The sequence below is a fragment of the Dactylosporangium sp. NPDC051485 genome (assembly GCF_040682015.1).
In the GTDB taxonomy this organism is placed as follows: domain Bacteria; phylum Actinomycetota; class Actinomycetes; order Mycobacteriales; family Micromonosporaceae; genus Dactylosporangium.
In genome coordinates this window covers 40,757-62,349 of sequence record NZ_JBFAZW010000071.1, presented here as the reverse complement: position 1 = coordinate 62,349, position 21,593 = coordinate 40,757, and the positions used below count along the sequence as shown (strand labels likewise).

11 protein-coding genes are annotated in these 21,593 nt (G+C 74.5%); 8 read left to right on the top strand and 3 right to left on the bottom strand.

What is annotated here, in order from left to right; translation table 11 throughout:
* A partial coding sequence (locus AB0M46_RS33400) for a heavy metal translocating P-type ATPase (protein ID WP_363342633.1) occupies nt 1–702 on the top strand: 702 nt, incomplete at its 5' end.
* A 15-nt stretch (nt 703–717) separates the two neighbouring features.
* Here AB0M46_RS33400 and AB0M46_RS33395 read toward each other — a convergent pair.
* A complete protein-coding gene (locus AB0M46_RS33395) occupies nt 718–1,701 on the bottom strand; it encodes a PHB depolymerase family esterase (RefSeq protein WP_363342631.1) in 984 nt (327 codons plus the stop codon).
* Between the two features lie 161 nt (nt 1,702–1,862).
* On the bottom strand, nt 1,863–3,677 hold the full coding sequence (locus AB0M46_RS33390; RefSeq protein ID WP_363342629.1) for a hypothetical protein: 1,815 nt from the start codon (nt 3,675–3,677) through the stop codon (nt 1,863–1,865).
* A gap of 572 nt (nt 3,678–4,249) precedes the next feature.
* On the opposite strand from AB0M46_RS33390, the gene AB0M46_RS33385 reads away from it, so the two are divergent.
* The 7 genes from AB0M46_RS33385 to AB0M46_RS33355 are packed head-to-tail and all read left to right on the top strand — an operon-like array spanning nt 4,250 to nt 19,747.
* Nucleotides 4,250–11,254 (top strand): SDR family NAD(P)-dependent oxidoreductase, encoded by a 7,005-nt coding sequence (locus tag AB0M46_RS33385; RefSeq protein ID WP_363342627.1) that lies wholly within the window; start codon nt 4,250–4,252, stop codon nt 11,252–11,254.
* Nucleotides 11,251–15,894 (top strand): beta-ketoacyl synthase N-terminal-like domain-containing protein, encoded by a 4,644-nt coding sequence (locus AB0M46_RS33380; RefSeq protein WP_363342625.1) that lies wholly within the window; start codon nt 11,251–11,253, stop codon nt 15,892–15,894. Before AB0M46_RS33385 ends, AB0M46_RS33380 begins: the two co-directional genes overlap by 4 nt.
* On the top strand, nt 15,884–16,201 hold the full coding sequence (locus AB0M46_RS33375; RefSeq protein WP_363342623.1) for a phosphopantetheine-binding protein: 318 nt from the start codon (nt 15,884–15,886) through the stop codon (nt 16,199–16,201). The genes AB0M46_RS33380 and AB0M46_RS33375 overlap by 11 nt, the downstream gene beginning before the upstream one ends.
* Nucleotides 16,198–17,028 carry an alpha/beta fold hydrolase gene (locus AB0M46_RS33370; RefSeq protein ID WP_363342621.1) on the top strand — a complete coding sequence of 277 codons (831 nt, stop codon included), beginning with the start codon at nt 16,198–16,200 and terminating at the stop codon, nt 17,026–17,028. Before AB0M46_RS33375 ends, AB0M46_RS33370 begins: the two co-directional genes overlap by 4 nt.
* Nucleotides 17,029–17,049: 21 nt before the next feature.
* Nucleotides 17,050–18,015, top strand: a complete 966-nt coding sequence (locus AB0M46_RS33365) for a sulfotransferase (RefSeq protein ID WP_363342619.1) — start codon at nt 17,050–17,052, stop codon at nt 18,013–18,015.
* Nucleotides 18,012–18,743: an SDR family NAD(P)-dependent oxidoreductase gene (locus AB0M46_RS33360; protein ID WP_363342617.1), complete on the top strand. Its 732-nt coding sequence runs from the start codon at nt 18,012–18,014 to the stop codon at nt 18,741–18,743. The genes AB0M46_RS33365 and AB0M46_RS33360 overlap by 4 nt, the downstream gene beginning before the upstream one ends.
* Nucleotides 18,740–19,747: an alpha/beta hydrolase gene (locus tag AB0M46_RS33355; protein ID WP_363342615.1), complete on the top strand. Its 1,008-nt coding sequence runs from the start codon at nt 18,740–18,742 to the stop codon at nt 19,745–19,747. The genes AB0M46_RS33360 and AB0M46_RS33355 overlap by 4 nt, the downstream gene beginning before the upstream one ends.
* On the opposite strand, the gene AB0M46_RS33350 is transcribed toward AB0M46_RS33355, so the two are convergent.
* Nucleotides 19,644–21,542 carry an FAD-dependent oxidoreductase gene (locus AB0M46_RS33350; RefSeq protein WP_363342613.1) on the bottom strand — a complete coding sequence of 633 codons (1,899 nt, stop codon included), beginning with the start codon at nt 21,540–21,542 and terminating at the stop codon, nt 19,644–19,646. The two genes, AB0M46_RS33355 and AB0M46_RS33350, sit on opposite strands and share 104 nt — an antisense overlap.
* Between the last annotated feature and the right edge of the window lie 51 nt (nt 21,543–21,593).

The following is a 21,593-nucleotide window of genomic DNA, read 5'->3' as shown; positions in this document are numbered from 1 at the left end:
GCCGCCGAGGCGGCCGACGTCGTGCTCACCGCGGACCGCGTCGACGGCCTCGCCGATGCGATCCTCGTCGCCCGGCGCGCCCGCCGCATCGCCCGCCGCTCGGCCGCGGTCGGCATGGCCCTGTCGCTGGCCGCGATGATCCCGGCCGCGGCCGGGCTGCTGACGCCGGTGGCCGGTGCGCTGCTGCAGGAGGCCATCGACGTCGCGGCCATCGGCCTCGCCCTGACGGTCCTGCTGCCGCAGCGCACGCACACCGTCACCATGCCGGCCGCCGACCTCGCCGTCGCCCGGCAGCTGTACGCGCAGCACACCGCCATCCGCCCGCTCGTCGAGCGGATCCGGGCCGTCGCCGACGACCTCTCCGTCGCCCGAGGCGACCTCGGGCCCGTCCGTGAGCTGCTCGACCGGCTCGAGACCGACCTGCTCCCGCACGAGCGGGCCGAGGAGGCGCAGCTGCTGCCGATCGTCGCGCGGGCGCTCGGCGGTCCCGACCCGATCGCGGCGCTCAGCCGCACCCACGCCGAGATCGAGCACCAGATCCGCCGGCTGCGCCGCATCCTGCCCGACCCCGGCAACCGGCCCGAGCCGGAAGACGTGATCGACCTGCGGGCCGGCCTCTACGGCCTGTACGCCATCATGCAGCTGCACAACGCCCAGGAGGAGGAGAACGCGTTCAGCCTCATGCCGCCGTCCGCAGGCTGATCCCGGGCGCCAGGCTCACCCCTTGCGCGGGTGGGCGCTGAAGAACTGCCAGATCGTGTCGGTCGCGTTCAGCGCGGTCGACGGCGCCGGCAGCCCGAGCAGCTTCTCCACCGCGGGCATCGGCGTGCCGCCCGGCCACTGGTGCCCGGCCCCGGCGACGGTGATCAGCTCGACGTCACGCCCGTCGGGGCAGTGCGCCAATGACGTGGTGACCGAGCCCGAGGTGTGTGTCTGCGGTGCGGCGCACCGCGCGACTTTCCGCCAGTTGGCGATCTGGTCGGGCACCGAACCGCCGTCGATCCTGACCGGGATCAGCCCCACGCCGTCGTTGTTCATCTTCCCCGGCTTGCCGTCGTACGGGACGATGTCGTCGCCGGTGCCGTGGACGTGGATCACGGAGATGGGGGCCGGCGACGGGCACTGCCCGAGCAGCTTGCCCGACACCACCCCGATCGCGGCGAACGTGTCGCTGTCGCAGGCCAGCCGGTAGGCGAGCATCCCGCCGTTGGATATCCCGGTGGCGTAGGTCCGGGCCGGATCGATCGGCAGATCGTCCGAGACCGCCGCCACCATGTCCTTGATGAACGCCACGTCGTCGACGCCGCCGTGGGCCGACGGGCCGCAGCAGTCGGCGCTCACCACCCAGGAGCGCAGGAGCCCGTCCGGGTATGCGACCACGAAACCCTTGCGGTCGGCCTCGGCATTCCAGCCGTACGCCATCTCCGCCTGCAGGCCGTCACCGAGGGCGCCGTGCAGCATCACGACCAGCGGCACCGGCTTCGACATCGACAGGTTGGCCGGCCGGTACAGCCGATACGTGCGCTTCTTGCCGCCGACGGTGATGCTGTGGTCGGTCGAACCCACGGCGACGGCCGGGCTGGGGACCTTGCCCGCGCCGGCCTTGGTCGTGCTCGCGGCGGTCGGCGTCGCCGTGCCATGCCCCTGCTGCTGCGCCGCGTCGCAGGCGATGAGCACGATGAGCACGCCCACGGCCGCCACCGTCCACACGGTACGCCTGACGGTCGCCACACTGCTGGATCGCCAATTCATGAAGCCTCCGCCTCGCTCGGCAACTCGTACCTCGTCGGTGGTGCCCGCTGGCCGGCCGGCGTCGTGCGCTGACCGGCCAGCGGGAAATACAATCCGCATGCCCAAGCGGGTCAGTTGCTTCGGCGCAGATAGTGCGCGTCCGGCCGCGGGCTGCCGCTGGTGCGCAGCCGCAGCAGCTCCCAGCCACCCTCGGGGACGTTGTCACCCTTGTCGGTGCGCAGGTTCATCGGGTTGGCCATGCCGAGGTAGATGGACGATCCGTCGGCCACCATGTTGCGCACGCCGTAGTTGAAGTAGTTGCCGAGCCCGGTGGTGTTCACCGGGCGGGCCGGCGACTGCGGGCTGTCGAACGCCCACAGGTCGGCGCCGTACGTCTTCGGGTCGGGCGTGCCGAACGCGGCCCGGACACCCGGGAGCGCCTTCGCCGGTGCGTACTGGCTGATCTGCCCCCAGTCCATCGTGCCGACGTACAGCGAACCGCCGGCGACCACCATCGACCAGGTGTAGTTGTTGTAGACGTTGCCGAACCCGGCCGAGCCCCACTTGGGCTTGTACCCGGTCGAGGCGAGCCGCCAGCCGCCGGCCCCGTTGTTCGCCTTCGGGTCGTACGTGGGCAGTTGCGACGCGCCGTACAGCAGGTCGACCGACGGGTTGCCCTTGTCGAAGCCGGTGGCGCGGAAGATGCTCGCCACGCGCTGGGTGTCCTGCACCGCGGCGGCGCCCTGCTGGTCGTTCGCCGGCTTGTACTGCTTCACCATGGCCGCCGTGGCCTGCAGCGGCACGTGCATCGTGCCCCAGTACAGGTAGCCGCCGTACGAGGCCAGCGAGCCGAGGCCGTACGTCTTGGCCACGACCGGGTCCGGCTCGTACTGGTTCACGCTCCACACCTGCCGCCAGCTGGTGGCGTCGTCCTTGGTGAGGCCGGGCTGCCCGTTGGCCAGCGGCGCGCTCATCCACAGGCCGGCCGCGGTCGCCTTCGTGCTCCCGCCGGCGCTGGCCCAGGTCGTGACGAAGATCCGGCCCTGGTGCACGGCGAGATCCGCGACCTGCGACGGCAGGTAGCCCACCGTCGTGAACTTGAACGGGTTGGACTTGTCGCCGGCCCAGCGCAGCACCGCGCCACCGCCCTGGCCCTCCGGACCGATGCCGACGCCGGCGTAGAGCGCGCCGTCGGCCACGACGAAGTGGCGGATGTTGCCGTACGTGTTGAGGCTCGTCGACCCGAGGTACTTGCCCGAGTTGCTGTCGAAGGCGAAGAGGTTGATGCCGAGCAGGCCCGGCCCGCCGAGCAGCACGACGCCGTTGTACGTGCCGGCGGCACGCATGCCGACGGTCGTGTTGAGCCGCAGGTTGTCGGTGCTGGACGCGTTGTTGATGTCGGCGGTCTTGTCGGTCAGCTTCTTCGTCGACGTCTGGTAGACGTACACCTTCGGCGCGCGCCAGTCGCCCAGCGCCGCCGCGATGTTGCCCACGCCGCTCGCGCTGCCCAGGCTGCCCAGGTTGCCGCCCAGGCCGCCGATCTTCTGGGCCAGCTGGTTGCCCATCTGGCTGGAGCCGTACTCACACACGTAGTCGTCGTTCTGGGTCGGCGTCGTCTGCGCAAGGCTCGTGCCGAGCGTGAGGCACTGGACGTTGGCGCCCGTCCCGAACCAGACCCGGTCGCCGGACTGGGCCAGGCCCCACACGTACGACTGGTTCACCTTCGCCTTGCCGTCCTTGCAGGGCGGTCCGGGCGGGTACGGCTGGCCGATCCCGGCAAAGCACTCGTCCGGTGCGGCCTTCGCCAGCAGTTCCGGCACCGAGGCCGTCCGCGCCGCCTGGGCCGTGACGGCGCCGCTCGCCGCCGGGGCGGCGGCGAACACCGGGATGGCCGCCAGGATGGCTGCTGGTAGTAGAGATCGGGCGAAGAACCGGATCCTGTGCATGCTTGTCCTCTCATCAGGTACAGGTCCGTCGGCGGCAGCCGCGGACGTCGAAAAGGGCGCAGAGATAAGGGATCCACCGACGGCAGGGGCGGCTGCCGTCGCGGGCGGATGACGGTACGGCGGCATACAGCGCTGTGCGCACCCTGGGCCGAGCGGGCGGGAGCGGGTGCCGACAGGCGGTACGGCATTGAAAGTCCGGCTGGAGATCAGCGCATCGGACGCTGTGCCGCGCGGGCGTCGCGCCGAGGCGCGGCATCTACAACGAGGTTTGTATCAGACCGCCGACGTGTGAACAGGACGATCGGCGAAGAGAGTCCTGAATAACCGGGGACAAACCGGAGGATGGTGTTATACGAATAGTGTGTCGCGGCCACAGCGTGCTGGAAGGCGCCGCGGACGAGCCGGCTGCGGACGCCGGCGGCGCGCACTCCGGACGTGAGCATTCTTCGGCCCGACGGCCAATAGTTCGCTCTGGTGAAGACCTGACTGCTCGGCGCACAAGGCTGCGTCGCGGGGCCAGTGTGCGCCTGCGCAATCCAACGCTGCACATCTGACCCATCGACGGGAGCCCGATGAAGACTGCATTCGGCGGCAACGACCTGGTTGTCGCCATCAATCCGTGTGGCGCGGTGGAGCCCGGTCCGCGGCTCGTGGCGGCCGCCGGTACCGGTGGCGGGCGCGGGGTCTTCGACCTGGCTCGCGGCGATCGCGCGGCCCTGCGGGCGCTGCAGCGGGCGGCGGCGTGGTCGGCGGGACCGATCGGGGTCCGGGTGCCGGCTGGCTGTCGAGCCACCCTCGCCGACGTGGAGCGCGCCGCGGGGGATCGGGTGAATTTGCTGGTGTTGCCGGCGGACGGCGCCGGGTGGTCGCTGGGGGAGGCGGCGCAGCGGCATCGGGTGCTGGTGGAGGTGAGTAGCCGTGCGCAGGCCCGGGCCGCGGCCGAGGCCGGCGCGCACGGGCTGATCGCACGCGGTTGCGAGGCCGGCGGGCAGGTTGGCGAGCTGAGCTCCTTCGTCCTGCTGCAGCAGCTGCTGGCCGATGAGGCGCTGGCGCTGCCGGTGTGGGTGGCCGGGGGCATCGGGCCGCGCACGGCCGCCGCGTGCGTGGTCGGCGGCGCCGCCGGTGTGGTGCTGGACAGCCAGCTCGCGCTCATGCCGGAGTCGGACCTGCCGGAGGACGTGCGGGCCGTGATCGGGCGGATGGACGGCTCGGAGACGGTGCTGTCGGACGGCGTGCGGGGCCTGCGCCGCGACGGCCGCCCGGACGGCACCGGCGAACTGCTGCCGGTGGGCCAGGACGGCTGGATGGCGGCCGTGTTCCGGCGCCGCTGGGGCACCACCGCCGCGGCGGTGCGCGGCATCCGCACGGCGATCGAGGCCGCGGCCGGTGACGACGCCGCGAGCGCGCTGCTGGCGCCGGGTGCGCCGCTGGCGCAGGCGCTGGGCGTGCGCATCCCGGTGGCGCAGGGCCCGATGACGCGGGTCAGCGACGTGGCCGGGTTCGCGGCCGCGGTCGCCGATGACGGGGCGCTGCCGTTCATCGCGCTCGCGCTGGCCACCGGCGAGCAGTCCCGGCGGATGCTGCGGGAGGCCGCGCAGCAACTGGGCCAGCGCCCGTGGGGGGTGGGCGTCCTCGGCTTCGCCCCGGAGGAGGTGCGCGCGGCGCAGCTCGCGGCGGTGATGGAGGTCCGGCCACCGGTCGTGATCATCGCGGGTGGCCGGCCGGCGCAGGCCAAGGCCCTCGAGGCCGACGGCCTCAACGCGTTCCTGCACGTGCCCTCGCCCGGGCTGTTGCGGCAGTTCCTGCGGGCCGGGGCGCGGCGGTTCGTCTTCGAGGGCGCCGAGTGCGGCGGGCACACCGGGCCGCGCACGAGCTTTGCGTTGTGGGAGGCGCAGGCGCTGGCGCTGGAGGAGTTCCTCGACGAGGCGCCGCCCGGCACCGCCGCGCAGGTGCAGGTGTTCTTCGCCGGCGGTATCCACGACGCACGTTCCGCGGCGATGGTGGCGGCGATGGCCGGCCCGCTGGCGCAACGCGGTGTGCAGGTCGGCGCATTGATGGGCACCGCCTACCTGTTCACGCGCGAGGCGGTCGAGTGCGGGGCGATCCAGCCGCTGTTCCAGCGCGAGGCGCTGGATGCGACGGTCACCGCGCTGCTGGAGACCGCGCCGGGACACGTGACGCGGTGCCTGCACACGCCGTACGTCGACGACTTCCACCGGATGCGGCGGGAGCTGGACGCGGCGGGGGTGGACGCCCGACAGGTGTGGGAGCAGCTGGAGACGCTCAACGTCGGCCGGCTGCGCATCGCCAGCAAGGGCCTGCGCCGCGACGGCGACGCGCTGGTCGCCGTGGACGAGCAGGGCCAGCGCGCCGAGGGTATGTTCATGGCCGGCCAGATCGCGGTCCTGCGCGACGCGCAGACCACCGTGGCCGCCCTGCACGCCGACGTGACGGTGGGGGCGCGGCGCTTCCACGCCGGGAGCATCGCCGCGCTGACGGCGGTGCTCGGGCCGGACGCCGCGGTGGCCGAGCCGACGCCGCCACCCCTGGACGTCGCCATCGTCGGGATGTCGTGCGTCCTTCCCGGCTCGCCGGACCTGACCGCGTTCTGGCAGACGATCCTCGGCGGCCGCGACGCGGTGACCGAGGTGCCCGCCGAGCGCTGGGACGCGGACACGTACTACGCGCCCGAGGTGGAGCCGGGACAGACGGGCCGGATCAGCGTGTCGAAGTGGGGCGGCTTCATCGCGCCGGTGCCGTTCGACGCGATCGGGTACGGCATCCCGCCGGCGGCGCTGGCCAGCATCGACCCGGCCCAGCTGCTGGCCCTGGAAGTGTCGCGGCGGGCGCTGGCCGACGCCGGGTACCACCACGGCTCGCCCGCGGTCGACCACACCCGCACCGGGGTCGTGTTCGGCGCCGAGGCGGGCAGCGACCTGAGCAACGCGAAGGTGGTCCGCACCTCGCTGCCCGCGTACCTGGGTGAGGTGCCGGCGGACCTGGCCGGGCAGCTGCCCACGGTCACCGAGGACTCGTTCCCCGGCGTCCTGGCGAACGTGATCGCCGGGCGGGTGGCCAACCGGCTGGACCTCGGCGGGCCGAACTTCGCCGTGGACGCGGCCTGCGCCTCCTCGCTGGCGGCGATGGACGCCGCCTGCAAGGAACTGGCCACCGGCGGCAGCGACCTGATGCTCTGCGGCGCGGTGGACCTGCACAACGGCATCCACGACTACCTCATGTTCAGCTCCGCGCATGCGCTGTCGCCGACCGGGCGGTGCCGCACGTTCGACTCCACCGGCGACGGGATCGCGCTCGGCGAGGGCGTCGCGTGCGTCGTGCTCAAGCGGCTGGCCGACGCGCGGCGCGACGGCGATCGCGTCTACGCGGTGATCAAGGGCCTGGGCGCGGCCAGCGACGGGCGGGCGCTGGGGCTGACCGCGCCGCGCGCCGAAGGGCAGCGCCGGGCGCTGGACCGGGCGTACGCGCAGAGCGGCGTCTCCCCGCGGCAGGTGGGCCTGCTCGAGGCACACGGCACCGGCACCGTGGTCGGCGACCGCACCGAGCTCCAGACCCTGACCCGGCTGTTCGTCGATGCCGGCGCGGCGCCGGGCAGCTGCGTGCTCGGTTCGGTCAAGTCGCAGATCGGCCACACCAAGTGCGCCGCCGGCCTGGCCGGGGTGATCAAGGCGGCGCTGGCGCTGCACACCGGCATCCGGCCGCCGACGATCAACCTGACCCGGCCGAACCCGGCCTGGGACGCACAGACGAGCCCGTTCGCCTTCTGTACCGAGGCCCGCCCGTGGGCGGCCCCGGCGCGGGAGCGCATCGCCGGGGTCAGCGCGTTCGGCTTCGGCGGCACCAACTTCCACGTCGTGCTCGCCGCGGACCCGTACACGCCCGAACCGCGCCACGCCCGCGACGAGTGGCCGGCGGAGCTGTTCTGCTTCCGCGGCCGGGATCGTGCGGCGGCGCACCAGGCGGTGGGCCGGCTCGCCGAGCTGCTGCGCAACGCCGACCGGTACGGCCGGCCGCGGCGGCTGCGGGACCTGGCCGCCACCGCCGCCGCGCAGGCCGACCCGCGCTCGGGACCCGTCCAGGTCGCGATCGTCGCCCGCGACACCGACGAGCTGGACCAGCTGCTGCGCCGCGCGCTCGCCGGCGAGCACGACCCCGGCCGGGGCCTGGTCCAGCCGGCACAGGGCACGGCCGGCGGCCGGGTGGCCTTCCTCTTCCCCGGGCAGGGCAGCCAGCGCCCGGGCGCCTTGGCCGAGCTGTTCGTGGCCTTCCCCGAGCTGCGGGAGTACCTCGATCTCGGGCCGGACCTGGCGGACCGGCTCTTTCCGCCGGCCGCGTTCGACCCGGCCGCGCAACACGAGCAGCAGCAGCGGCTCACCGACACCCGGGTGGCGCAGCCGGCGCTCGGCATCGGCGGGCTCGCCGTCGCCCACCTGCTGCGCCGCCTCGACGTCCACCCCGACCTGGCCGCCGGGCACAGCTACGGCGAGCTGGTCGCGCTGAGCGTGGCCGGCGCCCTCGACCCGCCGGCCCTGCTGCGGCTCAGCCGACAGCGCGCCGAGGCGATCCTCGGCGCCGCCGGCGACGATCCGGGCACCATGGCCGCGGTCAGTGCCACCGCCGAGCAGATCCTCGCGGTCCTGGCCGACGCGGGTCTCGCCGACCGGGTCGTGCTGGCCAACCGCAACGGCCCCACCCAGCAGGTGATCTCCGGCCCCACCGCCGCGGTGCAGTCGGCGGTCACCGCCCTGAAGGCCGCCGGCCTGACGACGCACCGGCTCAACGTCGCCTGCGCCTTCCACAGCCCGCTCGTCGCCGGCGCCGTGGACCGCTTCGCGCAGGTGCTCGCCGCCGAACCGGTGGCGGCGCCGCACATCGAGGTCTGGTCCAACCGGACCGCCGCCGCGTACCCGGCGGACGCCGACGGGGTCCGGCGCGAGCTGGCCGCCCAGGTCGGCGCGCCGGTCCGCTTCGTCGAACAGATCGAGGCCATGTACGCCGCCGGCGCCCGGACCTTCGTCGAGACCGGCCCGGGGCAGGTCCTCACCCGCCTCGTCCAGGCCATCCTCGCCGATCGGCCGCACCTTGCCATCGCCTGCGACCGCAACACCGGCGAAGGGCTGCGCGACCTGCTCACCGCGGTAGCACAGCTGGCCTGCGCCGGGGTGCCGGTGCAGACCGGCTGGCTGTTCCACGGCCGCGACACCGTCGAGGCCGGTCCGACCGTGCCGTCCGACCGTCCCTTCTGGACAGTGGACGGCCAGCTCGTCCGCGACCGGGAGGGCGCCTGCATCCCCGGTGGGTTGACGCCCCCGCGACGCATCAAGGAGCTGTCCATGACCTCAACCATCCGGCCCGCCACCGGCGGCCACGACAACGGGACCCGGCGACCGGGCCAGGACGAACTGCTCGCCGAGTACCTGCAGACGAATCGCGAGCTCATCGCCTCCCAGCGCGACGTCATGCTCGCCTACCTCGGCAGCGACGCCCTCGACGGACACGGCCCGGCGCCCGCCACCGCGAGGCCACCGCTGCCGGCGCCGCCCGCGGCAAGCCCGCCCGTGTCCGCCACGCCCGTGTCCGCCACGCCCGTGTCCGCCACGCCCGTGTCCGCCACGCCCGTGTCGATGCCGGCCGCGATGCCCGTGTTCACGCCGTCCAGCAACGGCAGCTCCAGCAACGGCAGCTCCAGCAACGGGGGCGCCAGCAACGGCAAGGTCACCAGCGTGGCCGCGGTCGCCACGCTGGTGGTGCAGGCGCCGAAGCACGACTTCCAGGGTGCGGTGCTGGCGGTGCTCAGCGAGCGGACCGGTTACCCGGTCGACCTGATCGATTTCGACCTGGACCTGGAGGCGGACCTCAGCATCGACTCGATCAAGCGGGCGGAGGTGGCCGGGGATGTCGTGGCCCGGCTCGGGCTGTCGGGCGAGGGTGACGAGTCGGAGCTGGAGGAGCTGGTCAAGGCCCGGACCGTGCGGGCCATGGTCGACTGGCTCACCACCCGGCTGAGCGACGCGCCCGCCGCGCCGCCCGCACCCCGGCCGATACCCGCCCAGAGCCGGACCGAGGCGCCGGCCGTCAACGCGGGCGCGCGGCCGGGCGTCGCGCCGGCGCGCCTGCTCCCCACGCTGGTTGCCGCCGCCGACGAGCCGATCCGGCCGGCGACGGCGCTCGCGGGCGCCACGCTGGTGCTCACCGGGTCCGGTACGGTGGCCGGCCGCGTCGCCGAACTGCTGCGCCGCCACGGAGCGACCGTGCGCGCCGGCACGCTCGCCGACCCGGGCCCGCTGGAGGGGGCCGACGGGCTCGTCCTGCTCGACGGGCTGGAGGCGTCGAGTGCGGCGGCGCCGCTGCTGCCCGGCGCGTTCGGGCTGATCAAGCAGGTCCTCGCGGGCGGGCCGCGCTACGTGCTGGCGGCCGCCGACGCGAACGCCGGTGCCCGCGCGGACGGGCTGCGGGGCCTGGTGCGCAGCGTCGCCCGGGAGTACCCGTCGACCGCCGCGCGGCTGGCCGTCGTGGACGGCACGCAACCCGCGGACCAGCTCGCCCGGCAGATCGTCGACGAGCTGCTCGCCGGGGGCGATGCGGCGGTGGTGCATCATCGCGGCGGCGCGCGGCAGACGTACGAGATCGTCCCGGCGAGCCTCGGCCCGCTCGCCGCCGGCGGTGCCGGACCGGCCGGAGATGGTGTGGCGGAGGCCCGGGCGGCCGGCCTCGACCGCGACTCGGTGGTGGTCCTGGTCGGCGGCGCACGCGGCATCACCTCCTGGTTCGCCCGGGCGCTCGCCGGGGCGGCCGGGTGCCGCATCGAGCTCATCGGGCGGACCCCGCGGCCGCAGGGCCCGGAGGATCCGGCACTGGCGGCGGCCACGGACGAGGTCTCGCTGCGGGCCGCGCTCGCGCGCCAGGGCGGCGCCACACCGGCGGAGCTCGCCCGCAGGGCCCAGGCGATCCTGGCCGGCCGGGAGGTCGACGCCACCCTGCGGGAGCTGGGCGAGCTGGGGGCCCAGGTGCGCTACCACGCCCTCGACGTCCGCGACGCGGCGGCGACCGACCGGCTCATCGCGGCGATCCATCGCCAGCACGGCCGCATCGACGGGCTGGTGTACGCGGCCGGGGTGATCGAGGACAAGCTCATCGCCGACAAGGACCCGCAGTCGTTCGCCCGGGTCTTCGACACCAAGGTGGCCGGCGCCCGGGCGGTCCTCGACACGCTGGACCGGCTCGCCTGCGCGCCGAAGTTCGTGGTGTTCTTCGGCAGCGTCGCGGCCACCTACGGCAACCGCGGCCAGGCCGACTATGCGGCCGCCAACGACGCCCTGGAGGCGATGGGCGCCCGCTGGGCGGCCCGCTCCGGCAACCGCTGCCTGACCGTCCACTGGGGACCATGGGCGCCGGCCGACGGCCGCAGCGGCATGGTCAGCGTGGAGCTGAGCCGGGAGTACGCCCGGCGCGGCGTCGCGCTCATCGACCCGGAGGAGGGCGCGCTGAGCCTGCTGGGCGAGCTGGCCTGGGGGGATCCGGCGCTCACCGCCGTCGTCTACACCGCCTCGGCCGGGTGAGCACGGTGTACGGCGACGAGACGGCCATCGTGGGCATGGCGGCGCTGCTACCCGGCGCCGCCGACCTGGACAGCTACTGGCGCAACCTGGTCGAGGGCACCGACGCGATCAGCGACGCGCCGCCGGCGAGGATCGATCCGCAGTTCTACGACCCGGCGCAGGCGCACCGCCCGGACCGCCTGTACTGCCGGCGGGGCGGGTTCGTCGACGAGCTGGCCACGTTCGACCCGCTGCGCTTCGGCATCATGCCGGCGTCGATCGCGGACATCGAACCGGATCAGCTCATCGCGCTGCGGGTGGCGGCGGCCGCCGTCGACGACGCGGGCGGGCCGGACCGGCTGCCGCCCGGCGACCGGGTCGGCGTGATCCTCGGCCGGGGCGGCTTTCTCAGCCCGGGCCAGCTTCGGTACAACCAGCGGGTCCGGGTGTCCAACCAGGTGATCGAGGTGCTCCGGGAGCTGATCCCCGACCTGCCGGAGGGGCGGCTCGAGGCGGTACGGCGCAAGTTCGAGGAGCGGCTCGGCAAGCACCAGCCGGAGGGCGCCATCGGGGTGGTGCCGAACCTGGCCGCGTCCCGGATCGCCAACCGGCTCGACCTGCGCGGCGGGGTGTACACGCTCGACGCCGCCTGCGCCTCCTCGCTGGTCGCGGTCGACCAGGCGATCGCCGAGCTGAGCCGGGGCCGGCTCGACGCGGTGCTGGCCGGCGGCGTGCACCACGTGCACGACGTCGGCCTCTGGTCGGTCTTCAGCCAGCTCGGCGCGCTGTCCCGGCGGGGCGAGATCCGGCCGTTCGACAGGGCGGCCGACGGGCTGCTGATCGGCGAGGCCACCGGCATCGTCGTGCTCAAGCGGTTGGCCGACGCGCGGCGGGACGGCGATCGGGTCTACGCGGTGATCCGGGGCAGCGGGGTGTCCAGCGACGGGCGCGCGGTCAGCATGGTCAACCCGGCCACCGCCGGGCAGGCGCTGGCGATCCGGCGGGCCTGGGAGGCCGCCGGTCTCGACCCGGCCGCGCCGGACGCGCTGGGCATGCTGGAGGCGCACGGCACCGCCACGCCGACCGGCGACGTCGCCGAGCTGGACACCCTCGCCGAGGTGTTCGGCCCGCCCGGCGAGGGCCCGGCGCCGGTCATCGGCTCGGTCAAGTCGATGATCGGCCACGCCATGCCCGCGGCCGGCATTGCCGGGCTGATCAAGGCGGCCCTGGCCGTGTACCGCGGCGTGCTGCTGCCGACCCTGCACTGCGACGATCCGCGCCCGGAGCTGGCGCGCACCCGGTTCGCCCCGATCAGCTCCGCCCGGCCGTGGGAGAGCGACGGGCCGCGCCGCGCCGGCGTCAACGCGTTCGGCTTCGGCGGCATCAACGCCCACGTGATCCTGGAGGAGACGCCCGAGGCGTTCGCGGCCCGCCGCGGCGACACGGGCGCGGCCGGCCCGCTGGCGTCGGCCGCGGCGGTGAGCGTCGCCGAGCCGGACGAGGTGCTGTGGCTGGCCGCGCCCGACCCGGCCGCGCTGGGCCGCCTGCTCGACGCGGACGACACCGCGGTCCGCGACCTCGGCGCCGCCCGGGCCCGGCAGGGCGGCGGCGCCGACGGGCGGCCCGCGGACGTGGGCTGCCGGATCGGCATCGTCAACCCCGACGCCAAGCGCCTCGCCACCGCCCGCCTCGCCGTCGCCAAGGGACAGGCCTGGCGCGGCGCCCGCGACATCTGGTTCAGCCCGGCTCCGCTGCTCGCCGGCGCGGCCCCCGGGCGGCTCGCCTTCGTGTTCCCCGGGCCGGAGGCCGAGTTCGGCCCGCGCACCGCGGACGTCGCGGCGCGCTTCGGCCTGCCCGACCGGCAGTGGTCGGCCGCCGACCTGGGCCGGCACTGCGCCGGCCTGATCGAGCTGGGCAAGCTGCTCAACGACGCCCTGCACCGCATCGGGGTCACCCCGGACGCCGTCGCCGGGTACAGCATCGGCGAGTGGACCGCCGCGCTCACCAGCGGGCAGGTCAGCGTGTCCTCCATCGACGACGTCATCGCCGCGCTCGACCCGGCGTCGGTCGACGTCGCCGGCCACGCGTTCGCCGTCGTCGGCTGCGCCGCCCAGCGGCTCGGGCCGCGGCTCGCGCAGTACCCGGGCGTCGTGCTGTCCCACGACAACGCACCCGCGCAGTGCATCGTCAACGGGCCGGAGGGCGAGATCGACCGGCTCGTGGAGGCGCTGCGCGGCGACGGCTTCGTCTGCCAGAAGCTGCCGTTCCGCTCCGCCTTCCACACCCCGCTGTTCGCCTCCGGGCTGGAGTCGATCGGCGCCGCGCTGCGCCGCTGGCAGGTCCACCCCGCCCGGGTACCCGTCTGGTCGGCCACCCTCAAGGCGCCGTCCCCGAGCGACCCGGCCGGCGTCCGCGAGCTCTCCGTGCGGCACATGCTCGAGCCGGTCTGGTTCCGCGAGACCGTCCAGGCCATGTACGGCGCCGGGTTCCGGGTGTTCCTGCAGGTCGGCGTCGGGCAGCTGGCCTCGGTCATCGACGACAACCTGCGCGGCCGCGACCACCTCGCCATGCCGGTCAACGTCGCCCAGCGCAGCGGCCTGGGCCAGCTGCGCCGGGTCGCCACCGCGCTGTGGGTCGAGGGCGCCGCGCCGGACCTGCGCATGCTGGACCCGGCGGCCACGGGCCACACGCGTACGGCGGCCGCGGCGCCCGCCGCCCGAGCCACCCGCCGCGGCCCGGCCGTGCGGCTCGACCTCGGCGTGCCGCTGGTCCGCCTCGGCGAGGGGGCCGGCGACCTGCTCGGCATGCCCGCGCCCGGCGCGGCGCCGGTGAGCGAGCGCAACGTCGCGACGGCTTCGGTGGCGACCCACACCGCCGTGCCGGCGCCCCGATCACCGGCCACGCCGGCCCTGGCCGCGCTGAGCAGGCTTGCCGGCCAATCCAGCGCCGCCGCGGAGCTGGCCTCGCTGCTGGGCGGCGCGGGCAACGGCGGGAGCGGGCCCGGTGCGCCGCCGCCACCACCGCCGCCGGAGGTCCACCGCACGGTCCTGCGGGTCGCCCTCGACACGATGCCGTACCTGCGCGACCACTGCTTCTTCGCCCAGCCCGACGACTGGCCCGATCCCCAGGACCGCTGGCCCGTGGTGCCGGCGACCACCGTCATGCAGCACATGATGGACGCCGCCCGGCAGGCGGTTCCCGGCGCGCGGGTGGTCGCCGTGCGCGACGCCCGGTTCAACCGCTGGTGCGTCGCCGCCCCGCCGCAGGACGTCGAGATCACCGTCAAGCCCGCCGGGCCCGGCCGGCTCTCGGTGATCTTCGGCGGCTACTCCCGCTCCACGGTCGAGGTGGCGCCCGGCTACCCGGCCGAGCGCCCGGAGGTGTGGCGGCACGACCCGGCCACGGAACGGCCCCCGCAGATCAGCGCCGAGCGGATGTACGCCGACCGGTTCGTGTTCCACGGACCGTCGTTCCGCGGCCTCACCGAGGTCCGCGCCATCGGCGCCGCACACGTCCGCGGCGTGCTGAGCGCACCGCCCCCGCCCGGCGCGCTGCTCGACAACGCGTCCCAGCTCATGGGCGACTGGCTGTTCACGACGCAGCCCTTCGGGGCGCTGCCGGTCGGGATCGGGCACGCACGGTTCTTCGGCCCCGAGCCCGCCGCGGGCACCGCGGTCGACTGCGTCGTGCGCATCCGCTCGGTCGACGCCGAGCAGGTCGTCTTCGATACGCAGCTTGCCGTCGACGGCCAGGTCTGGGCGCAGCTCGACGGGTGCGTCCACCGGCAGTTCGCCAGCCACCCGGCGACCCGCGCCGCCGAGCGCTTCCCGGGGCGCAACGCGATGTCGCTGCGCCAGCCGGAGGGCTGGACCGTCGCCTTCGACCGCTGGCCCGACCTGGTCACCCGCGGGCTGGCCGCGCGCGGCATCCTCGGCGCCGCCGGCGCGGCCGAGTACGAGCGGCGGCCGCCGAAGGCGCGCAAGCAGTGGCTCCTCGGCCGGATCGCGGTCCAGGACGCCGTCCGCTTCCAGCTGTGGGACGACGGCCACACCGACGTGTACCCGATCGAGCTGCCGGTGCGCAACGACCCGAACGGCCGGCCCAGGGTCCACCCGCGCGCCGGCCGCGGCTATCGGGAGTGCGTGGTCTCGCTCGCCCACGTCGCCGAGATCGCGGTCGGGATCGCCAGGCCGCGCGTTCCGGGCACGCCGCCCGACGCCCCCGGCGTCGGCATCGACGTCGCCGAGATCACCGACTGCACGGACACCACCATCGCCTTCGCGATGTCCGACGCCGAACGGCGGCTGCTGCTCGAATCGGCGGCGGCCACCGGCGAGGACCAGCACGTGTGGTTCGCCCGCTTCTGGACCGCGAAGGAGGCCGCCGCCAAGGCGGAGGGCACCGGCCTGGCCGGCGATCCCAAGCGGTTCGCCGTCGTGGCGGCCACACCGGCGGCGCTGACCGTGACGGTGGCCGGCCGGGTCTACCTGGTCGCCCATCGAGAGATCTCCAACCCCGAGGATCTGCCGACGCGGCGGTACGTCGTCGGCTGGACCTGGGGACCGGAGCCCGTCAACCCGACCGGCCGCACCGAGCCGGTCCAGCCAAGCGGCCGCACGCAGCGGCCCGAACCATCAGAAGGGACATCCCATGCCTGCTGACCAAGCCGCGATCCTCGCCGAGGTCGCCGAGATGCTGTACGCGATCCGTGACCACCACGGCGTTGACGGCGAGATCACGATGTCGACCACGTTCCAGGACGACCTGGAGATGGAGAGCATCGACGTGGTGTCGCTCGCCGGCCGCCTGCAGGTCCGGTTCGGCGACACCGTGAACTTCGCCCAGTTCATCGCCGGCCTGGACCTGGACGAGGCCCGGCACCTGCGGGTCGGCCAGCTCGTCGAGCACATCGCCGCCTCGCTGGACAGGGCGGGCGCCGGCCCCGACAGGGTGGGCACGCCGGCATGAGCAAGGTGGCGGCCAACGGCCTGTCCGTCCACGTGGAGCGGCTCGCCCCGGCCGAGCCGGCGTCCGGCGCGCACCGCACCGCACCGACCGCGGTACTGATCCACGGCCTGGCCCTGGACACCCTGGCCAGCTGGTACCTCACCATGGCCTACCCGCTCGCGGCCGCCGGCCTCGACGTGGTCATGTACGACCTGCGCGGGCACGGGCACACCGAGCGCCCGGCGGAGGGCTACGCGCTGGACGACTTCGTGGACGACCTGGCGGCGCTGCTGGCCGCGCTCGACATCACCGGCCCGGTCTGCCTGCTCGGCAACTCGTTCGGCGGCACGATCGCGTTCGCCTACGCGGCGCGCCACCCCGAGCGGGTCGCCGCCATCGTCGCGGTCGAGTCCGTGCCGCCCATCGCGGCGTGGCGCGAGCGGATGCCGCGGTGGCTCTCCAACGCCGTCGCGTACCTGCCCGACGCCACGCTCGCCGGGATCGGCGAACGCGGCGGCGTGGCCCGGCGGGCCCAGAACGTTCGCCAGGTGATCGCCGCCACGAGCCTTACGCGCGATGCGCCGGCCAGCCGGATACCGCCCGAGGAGCACATCGCCGCGATCGGATGCCCGGTCCTGTGCGTGTACGGCGGCGCGGCAACCGTGCGCGAGCTCGCACCCGACGTGCGCCGGCTGCTGCCGCAGGCGCGGATCGTCACCGTACCCGGGCAGAAGCACACGGTCCTCGTCGACCGGCCGGACGCCGTCCGCGACATCGTCGTGCCCTGGCTGCTGCAATCCGGCGGCCTGCACCAAGATCATCACCAACTGGCCAGCATCGACCAATAGACGTCAAGCAATAGGACAATCATGGACCCAGCAAGCCACGACCACGCCATCATCATCAATACCGGCCGGTGCGGTTCGACGCTGCTCTCCGACCTGATCGCCGAGCAGCCCGACACCCTGTCGGTGCAGGAGTTCCTCATGTGGGTGGCGCCCGGGATCGCCGGCGAGAAGGTGCTCACCGGCCCGGCGTACTGGTCGGCCCTGAGCGCGCCCAACACCCAGCTCGCCACCCTGTCGCGGATCGGCCTCGTGCCACCCGAGGTGCGCTACCCGGCGCACGGCCGATGGGCCGGCAACCTCGCCGAGCTGCCGCAGATCCTTGCGGCCACGCTGCCGAAGATCTCGGCCGACCCCGACCGCCTGTACGACATGCTCGCCGGGCTGGTGCCCGCGTTCCCGGAGCAGACGCTGGCGCGGCACCACCGGATGTTCCTGGACCTGCTCACCTCGCTCGCCGGCCGGCGGCGCTGGGTCGAGCGCTCCGGCGGATCCAGCAACATCGCGCCGTACCTGCTGAAGGACTTCCCCGGCGCGAGGATCGTCTACCTGACGCGCGACCTGGCGGACACCGCCCGGTCGATGAGCCGGCACTCCTGCTTCCAGCTCATGCAGCTGCGCGTGGAGTCGGTCGGCCGGTACGGGCTCGACCCGTTCGAGATCGCCCCCGGTCAGCGGGTGCCGGCGGAGGTGGAGCGCTACCTGCCCGACCGGCTGACGGCCGAGACGCTGCGCGAACGCGGCCAGGACGTCCGGCGTTACCAGGGACTGTGCGCGTTCCTGGCCAGCCAGGCCGAGCAGGCCATCGCCGACGCGCGGCCGCGCCACCTGCTGAGGATGGCGTACGAGGACATCGTCGACGACCCGCTGCCGCAGCTCGAACGGCTGGGCCGGTTCCTCGGCTTCGAGGACTGGCAGCCATGGGCGCGCCGGGTGGTCGGCTCGATCAAGGTGCGCCCCGGTGCGCAGGCGACGGGGGTGCGGGCATGAGTGACTTCGCGGACAAGGCCGCGCTCGTCACGGGGGCCGGCTCGGGCATCGGCGAGGCGTGCGCGTCGATGCTGGCCGATCGTGGCGCCAGCGTCCTGATCGCCGACGTGAACTTCGACGCGGCGACACGCGTCGCCGAGGCCATCGGCAAGCGCGCCGTGGCGCACGAGGTCGACGTGCGCGACCCCAAGGCGTGCGAGGCGATGGTGGCCGCCGCGGTGGACGCGTTCGGCCGGATCGACGTCGCCGTGAACAACGCCGGCATCAGCGGGCCGCGGGCCGTCACCGCGGAGTACCCGCTGGACGCCTGGGAGGACGTGATCGCGGTCGACCTCAACGGGGTGTTCTACTCGATGCGGGCCGAGATCCCCGCCATGCTCGGCAACGGTGGCGGGTCCATCGTCAACGTCGCATCGGTCATGGGGTCGGTCGGCCTCCCGCGATCGGTGGCCTACGTGGCGGCCAAGCACGGCGTCGTCGGCATGACCAAGAGCGCCGCCCTGGAGTACGCCAGGCAGGGCATCCGGGTCAACAGTGTCGGGCCGGGCTTCATCCAGGCGCCGATGCTGAAGCAGGAGGGCGCCGCCGGCGCGGCCTACCTGCACCCGATGTGCCGGCTGGGCCGCTGCGACGAGGTCGCCGAGCTGATCGCGTTCCTCGCCTCCGACCGCGCGTCCAACACCACCGGCTCGTACTTCGTCAGCGACGGCGGGTACAGCGCGCAGTGACGCCGACGCCGTACGCCGACCTGGTGGTGCCCGACCGTCCGTCGCCGAACGCGGCGCTGGTGCGGCAGATGCTGCAGCACGCCGCCCTGCGGCGTCCCGGCACGATCGCGCAGCGGCGCGACGCGTACGAGCGGGCCGCCGAGGCGTTCGCGGCGGCGCCGGCCGGTCCGCAGGCGGTACCGGTCGGGGCGGCGTCCGGAACCTGGGTCCGCCGTCCCGCCGGGCGCCAACCCGTGCTGCTCTACCTGCACGGCGGCTTCTACTGCCTGGGCTCGGCCCGCACCCACCTGCACCTGGCGGGCCTGCTGGCCGACCTCGCCGGGGCCGCCTGCCTGGTGCTGGACTACCGCCGGGGCCCCGAGGATCCGTTCCCGGCCGCGCTCGACGACGGCCTCGCCGCGCTGGAGGCGATCCGGGCCGCGGCGCCGGACAGCCCGCTCGTCGTGGCCGGGGACTCGGCCGGTGCGGGCCTGGCCCTGTCGGTGGCGATGCGCGTGCGCGACGACGGGGGCCGCCCGCCGGACCTGCTGGTGCTGCTGTCGCCGTGGACCGACCTGACCTGCTCCTCCCGCAGCCACCGGGAGCTGGCGGCGGCCGACCCGGTGCTGTCCACCGACGACCTGCGGGCGATGGCCGCCCGGTACGCCGGCGGCGCCGACCCGCGGCGGATCTCGCCCCTCTTCGGCGACCTCGCCCGCCTGCCGCCGGTGCTGGTCCAGGCCGGCGGCCAGGAGGTGCTGCTCGACGACGCGATACGGCTCGTCGACGGCATCCGGGCCGCCGGCGGGCGGGCCGTGCTGCACCACTGGCCGCACATGTTCCACGTCTGGCAGTGGTACCACCCGATCCTGCCGGAGGGCGTCCGTGCGCTGCGCGACGCCGGCGAGGCCATCCGGGCGGTTACGGCAGGCGCAGGTACTCCGCCGGATCGAACCGCCGGGTGCGCCGCCAGTACTCCTGCGGCGGGAACGGCCAGTTCTGCGCCGACCGGCCGGCGCGGTTGACGTACCAGCCGCCGGTCTTCGAGAAGCCCCAGGCACGCTCGGCGTTGGCCGCGTCCACCTCGGCGTTGTAGGCGTCGCAGACGTCGCGGCGCACCTCGACCGCCCGGTGCGTCGCGCCGAGCAGGTGCCGCACCGCGTCGAGCAGGTAGGTGACGGCGCACTCGGACATGTGGATGATGCTGCCGCCGTGCCCCGCGAGGTTCGTGTTCGGCCCGTAGAGGCAGAACAGGTTCGGGAAGCCGGGCACGGTCAGGCCGAGATACGCGCGGGCGTCGCCGTTCCAGGACCGGCGCAGGTCGGCGCCGCCGCGGCCGGTGACCGACATCGGCGCGAGGAACTCCGCGGCGGCGAAGCCGGTGCCGTAGACGATGACGTCGGCGGGATGCTCGGCGCCGTCCGCGGTCCGGATGCCGCCCGGCGTGATCCGCTCGATCCGCTCGCCCACCAGCCGGACGTTATCGCGCTTGAGGGTGGCGATCCACGCGCCGTTGTCGCGCAGGATCCGCTTGGCACCGACGGGGTAGTCGGGGATCACCAGCGGCTCGAGGTCGGGGCGGCCGGCGAGCTGGCCCCGCATGTAGCCGCTCAGTGTCGTGCGCAGCGCCTCGTTCATCGCCGAGACGGCCCGCTCGGTGGGCGGGTAGTCCCGGTCCACGACCCAGCCCTCCAGCACGCGATGCAGCCCCGGCGCGAGCAGCCAGAAACGGTGCCAAGCGAGGTAGTACGGCAGGTGCTCGTACAACCAGCGCAGCCCCTCGGCGACCGGGTGGTGGTAGTTCAGGGTGGGCCGCAGCCACGGCGGCGTGCGCTGGAAGATGCGCACCTCGCCGGCCGTCCTGGCGATCTCCGGGACGAACTGGATGGCGCTGGCGCCCGTGCCGACGACCGCGACCCGCCGGCCGGCCAGCTCGACGCCGTGGTCCCAGCGGGCGGAGTGCAACGCCGCGCCGGCGAACTCGTCGCGGCCCGGGATGTCGGGCAGGCTGGGCCGGTTGAGCTGCCCGACGGCCGTCACGAGCACGGTGCTGCTCACCGTGCGTTCGCCGTCGGGCGTGGCCAGGGTGAGCCGCCAGCGGCCCGCCGTCTCGTCCCAGGCGGCCGCGCGGACCTCGGTGCCGAACTGGATGTGCTCGTAGAGGCCGTGCTGCTTGGCGAACTCGATGAAGTACTGCCGCAGGCTCTCGTGGGTGCTGAAGTGGTACGGCCAGTCGGCGCGCTGCGCGAAGGAGTAGCTGTACAGCTGGCTGGCCACGTCGACCCGGCAGCCGGGGTACGTGTTCTCGAACCAGGTGCCGCCGACATCGCCGTTCTTCTCGTACACGGTGACGGGCACCCCGGCCTGGGTCAGCCGGTGCGCGGCGAGCAGCCCGCTCATCCCGGCGCCGACGACGGCGACCTCGACGTCCGGCGCGCCGGGCAGGTCGTCGCGGCTCCAGCCGGGCGCCCTGGGATCCGCGCCGGGCGGCACGATCTCCTCGGCCAGCATCGGTACCAGATCGGCCGTGTCCACGCCCAGGGCCCAGCCGGTGATCCGGCGTAGCGTCGGCGCGTCCGGCGGCGGCACCGAGGCACCGTCGCGCAACCGGGCGAGCACGCCGGCCGCGAGCTCGCGGGCCCTCTCCCGCTGCCGGGCGGTCAGCCCGCCCTGGGGCAGGAACAGCCAGCCGTCGCAGCGGTCTTCGTCGCGCAGGATCGAGGTGTCGCCGGTCAGGTGCGCCACCGTCATCAGCAGCGCGGGCACCTCGGCGTCGCGGAGGTGCCGGTGCAGTTGGGCGTCGTCGGCATGCATCGTCATCGCAGATGTCTCCGGTCGATCGGCGCAGCCGGCGGCGGATCAGCCGTCCGA